A 4,148-nucleotide genomic window follows, 5' to 3' on the forward strand; every position below is an offset into this window, starting at 1 on the left:
CCGGGCAGTCCTGCTTTTTATAGTGCAGTCCTTTCCCATCGTGATCTTCGCCGCTGTGTGTTGCGCCGGACAGGGCATGAGAGCGTCCGCCAATACCATACTCATCTTTGAGGAATCTTACTTTCTCCTTATCCGTATGGTTTTCCATGAAGAACGCATAGATACGGCCTTTTCCTCCGGCAAAACTGCTGCCGCCGGTCATGGCGGCGTCGATCTCATCCTCGGTAATGAAATGCTGGACGGTTGGCACTTGGGTAAGGTCTGAAGAAAAAGTCCTGCGGGGCAGGTCAAGGTCCTTCAGGTTCTCCCAGATCTCCCTCGGTCTATGATAGTGAAAACGCAACAGGTCACGGTCCTGCTGATAGGCAGTCCAGAAGGCGGCGTATTCTTCCTTGAGTGTCTGGCGGAAAGCCGGGTCATTCAACTGCTCCGTCAGGCGGCGGGTCTCCTCCGGGAAACCATTACCTTTGATTTCTGACAGGCAAGACAAATATCCGGCTTCTCTGGCACCCTCACTGAGATCGTGATACAGATACCAGAGCTTTTCCGAGAGGAGGGAGCGTTCATAGCCTGCCGCTTCTGCAAGCTCCACATTGGAGGCAAACTGGCCGCTCTCCAAAAGCTCCCCGATACGCTCTGCGGCGCTCTCCCAGGAAATGACCTGGGCAGACCTGTCATAACGGACAGACTTCCCGTGGGAAAGATGGATACCATCCTCGGCATACCATGCGCTCACACTGCCAAGGCCGTTGCCGCCGTGGTACAGCGTTTTCAGTATCTCGGCAATCTCAGCGGTGGTTTTCTGCTTCTCAAAGGCAGCAACCACACGCTCTCTCTGGCGGTCTGTATTGCCGCCCAAACGCAGCACATGGTCAATATCATTTTGGGCAAAAGAAAAAGCAGAGGATGTATGCGCTACATTCTCTGCTTCATCTATGGATTGGATCTGCTCCGCTTCGGAGAGGAACAGGTTTAGGGTCAGCTGTTGATAAGCTCCGCCATCAGGATCTCCTCTGCCTGGGCTTTGCAGGTGTTCATCAGGCCCACCCACTTCATGGGATCGCTGGCTTTCAGTTCCTCGGTGGCTCCCGCTTCCTTCGCCAGCTGGGGCATCATCTGTTCCAATCTGCTCTGGGCGGTCTCGTCGATCTCGATGAGGTGCGGGTACAGCTTCTCGCTCAGCAACATCTGGTTGTAGAGGATGGGACGGTGTTCTTTCAGGTAGGTTTTCCTCATCCTGCCGTACTTGCCCAGGGGTTTCTCTGGCTGCTGGCTCAGCTTCAGGTCGGGAATCTGATAGTCTCCGTTCTGGATGTAGGTCATGGGATTGTTCATCTTGCTTGCTCCTTTCTTGGTTGGCTTCGCGCTCTGCATTTCGGACGGTAACGCCGATCTGCCGCAGCACCTGCTGGTTGATCTGGCTGACCGCTGTTCCCAGCGCCCCGATGGTGGACGGGGTGTTGAAATCAAAGATCGCCATGAAATCTTCGTGGTCGAAGTAGCGTTCCGGCTCCAGTCCACAGCGGGACATCAAAGCGTAAGTGATGCTGACGGTGGCGGCTGCCTTGAACTGCACTCCGATGTTATACTCATCATATTCCTCCAAAAAGGAACCGTCAACGATATAGAAGAAGTCCTGCTGATGCTCCGTCCAGTATTCCTCGGCCAGTTTTCCGGCTACCTCCGTGAGCTGTCCGGCAAGGTCATCACCGGAAACATCATAGGTGCGCTCCAGCATGGCCTGCACGGAATCCAGATGGCGCTCCTCCAACTGCCACAGCCAGGGAGTGCGGGAATGTTCACGGGTTCCGGTGTCGGAAATGTCAAAGACATAACGCAGGCGAGGTCTGTCCCCGGAATCATCCACCAGAGCGATTCCCTTGGAACCGCGCCTTACATAACGGCCCATCTTTTCATTCCACAAATCGTACTCCGCACAGGCGGTGGCGTCCGGTCGCTGGGCATAGATCATCAGCTGCTCATGGAACGGGTACTTGTAAAGGCGGGAAGCAGTAGTGAGAAACCCTGCCCATTCCTGCCAGCTCCCCGTGAGCTGTGTTGCCACCTTGTCCGCCATCTGCGCATATAGTTCAGCTTTGGTTGGCATAGTGTTCTGTCCTCCTTTCAGTTTTGGGGTAAAAAGGCGGGGTGGCAATTTGCCACCCCATCCCTGCGGTTATGGTGTTTACTGGTCAAAATCCGGGTACAGCTCCAGTTCGGCAAACTTCTCATCGGTCATCGCACAGAGCTTCGTAAGGGCGCTGTCGGTCAACTCTCTCAGCTCCGTTTCCTCCGGCGAAAGCTCGCCGCGCATCTCACGCAGACTGTCAATCAGCCCGGTGCGGCTGCCGGTATTGTAAATGCACATCAGGTTCATTTCCTCAAAAGTAAAGTTTCCCATATCAAATCTCCCTTTCCGCACTCTTTTTGGGTGCTGTCTTTTTGTGTTCTGTCTTGGGCTGGCCTTTCAGCTGCTCCATGACGGACTTTTTCTTTTCCCGTTCCTCCCGATGGGTGGCGGCTGCCAACTCCATCAGGGAAATGGGCTGACCGCTTCGGGCCTGCTGTTCCAGTTCTGCCACCGTGGGTTCTTTTGCGCCATTGTTGATGATACCGTCGATCATGCCGTAATCGTCCTCCAGGGCCATTTCCGCATTTTTCAGCGGGTTTTCTGGCAGGAATCCGGGGATCTGGGTAAAACCAACGCTGTCACAGTAATGACAGGATACCTTACCGTCCTGCCTGATTGCAACGATGTCGCTGACGCTCATGGAGGGACTGTGAAAGTCCACGGGCTTTTCCAGATTGAATTGCTGATAGAGTTTTTCCAGCTGCTCCGGCACAGTGCCAGACTCCCTCAGAGGAGCTGTGTAAATGAGGTCATAATTGCTGCGGTCTATGGAAATGTCATGGGACTTTAACCAATCCAGATTCATAAAGCGCACATTCTGCGGATCGTCACTACTTACCTGATAGATGGCAAAGCAATCTCTGTTCTGAGAGAGAAATGCCTGTTCGCGTTCCTGCTGATGTTCCTGACGCTCCATGACCTTTTCGTGGAACTGAGGGCTTTTCTCCCATTCCTCATGGTCCACACCGAAAAGACCGCCATGATCCATGATTTCCTGCGGGTCAAACACCATGCTCTCCGTATTGTCCTCATGCAGCACATAGACGGTCAAACCGGCGGCATCCAGTTCCAGCGCCCGTTCTCTGGTAACAGGGAGCATCCCATCATAGGAGTAGCCATATTCCTGCATATCCGGTGTGGAGACCTGCTCATCCGGCATGGGGTATTCATCCAGTGCCTGCTCCTGCGCTTCCGGCAGCTGGGCAGAAGCGGTCATCTGACTTGCCTCTGCCTGCATCTGCTGATAAGCAGCTTCCTGCAAGGTCTCAACCATAGACAAGGGAGTGCGTCTGAGCGAAGTGCTGTCCAGATCGTTATCATCACAAATCTGGAGAACTGCCTTCATGCAGGAAAGCTCCGGCATATCCAGCTGACCACCATCCAGCTCTTTCATGGACGCAGCATCGTAAAGAGTGTAGTCCCATCCGCTGTCACAAGGTTGGATATGAAGATAGGTAGTATCGTTGATCAGAAACAAAGCCTCCTGCTGGTTGGCGTTTGCCCTCAGCACCTCCATTTCCGGCATAGCCGCAGCCAGTTCCTTTACCGCTTTCTGTACCAGCGGATTATCACGGTAATAGTCGATTGCCTGGATGGTGTCCAGGTCAATGGTCTGGCCGGTCAAAATCGGAAAAGGTCCTTCATAGTCGCTTCCGTCTTTCAGCTCAAAACCAATTCCTTTGATCCCGTTCATTCGCTCTGCTGGAATCTCCTGATAAATGCGGACAGCTTCTTCCAAAGACAGATTATCGTGGTATTCTCCGAGGTTTGGAAACTCCATGCACTCTGCTACATAGTAGGTCAGATTGCCGGTTGGCTGCTCTATCGGGGCGGTTTCCGGCTCTGCCTTTGCATGGGGATCAATCCCACGCTCTTTGCAGATTTCCTTATAGTGGCGCTCAATGTCAGAGATCAAAGTGCCGGAGGTCTTATTGATGGTCTCCAAACTGGCTCTCAGCTCTTTCAGTTCCTTGCCCTGACTCCAGCTTGCAATATAGCCGAAGCTGTTTTCTCCGGT

At 53.4% G+C, this 4,148-nt stretch carries 4 protein-coding genes and 1 pseudogene; 1 reads left to right on the forward strand and 4 read right to left on the reverse strand.

What is annotated here, in order from left to right; all coding sequences use genetic code 11:
• Positions 1 to 868: pseudogene (locus DWV16_RS18635) on the reverse strand (DEAD/DEAH box helicase); the annotation flags it as partial.
• A gap of 110 nt (positions 869 to 978) precedes the next feature.
• Positions 979 to 1,335 (reverse strand): TnpV protein, encoded by a 357-nt coding sequence (locus tag DWV16_RS18640; protein WP_117472346.1) that lies wholly within the window; start codon positions 1,333 to 1,335, stop codon positions 979 to 981.
• Between DWV16_RS18640 and DWV16_RS18645 the strand changes: the two genes are divergently transcribed.
• Positions 1,322 to 2,089, forward strand: a complete 768-nt coding sequence (locus DWV16_RS18645) for a hypothetical protein (RefSeq protein ID WP_118480942.1) — start codon at positions 1,322 to 1,324, stop codon at positions 2,087 to 2,089. The genes DWV16_RS18640 and DWV16_RS18645 overlap by 14 nt on opposite strands.
• A gap of 96 nt (positions 2,090 to 2,185) precedes the next feature.
• Here DWV16_RS18645 and DWV16_RS18650 read toward each other — a convergent pair whose 3' ends face one another.
• Positions 2,186 to 2,401, reverse strand: coding sequence for a transposon-transfer assisting family protein (locus tag DWV16_RS18650; RefSeq protein WP_003526257.1), 216 nt, complete (start codon positions 2,399 to 2,401; stop codon positions 2,186 to 2,188).
• Between the two features lies 1 nt (position 2,402).
• Positions 2,403 to 4,148 (reverse strand): YodL domain-containing protein (locus DWV16_RS18655; RefSeq protein WP_118480944.1); only part of this gene is annotated, 1,746 nt, incomplete at its 5' end.

The organism is Anaerotruncus sp. AF02-27, from assembly GCF_003465835.1.
Taxonomy (GTDB): domain Bacteria; phylum Bacillota; class Clostridia; order Oscillospirales; family Ruminococcaceae; genus Anaerotruncus; species Anaerotruncus rubiinfantis.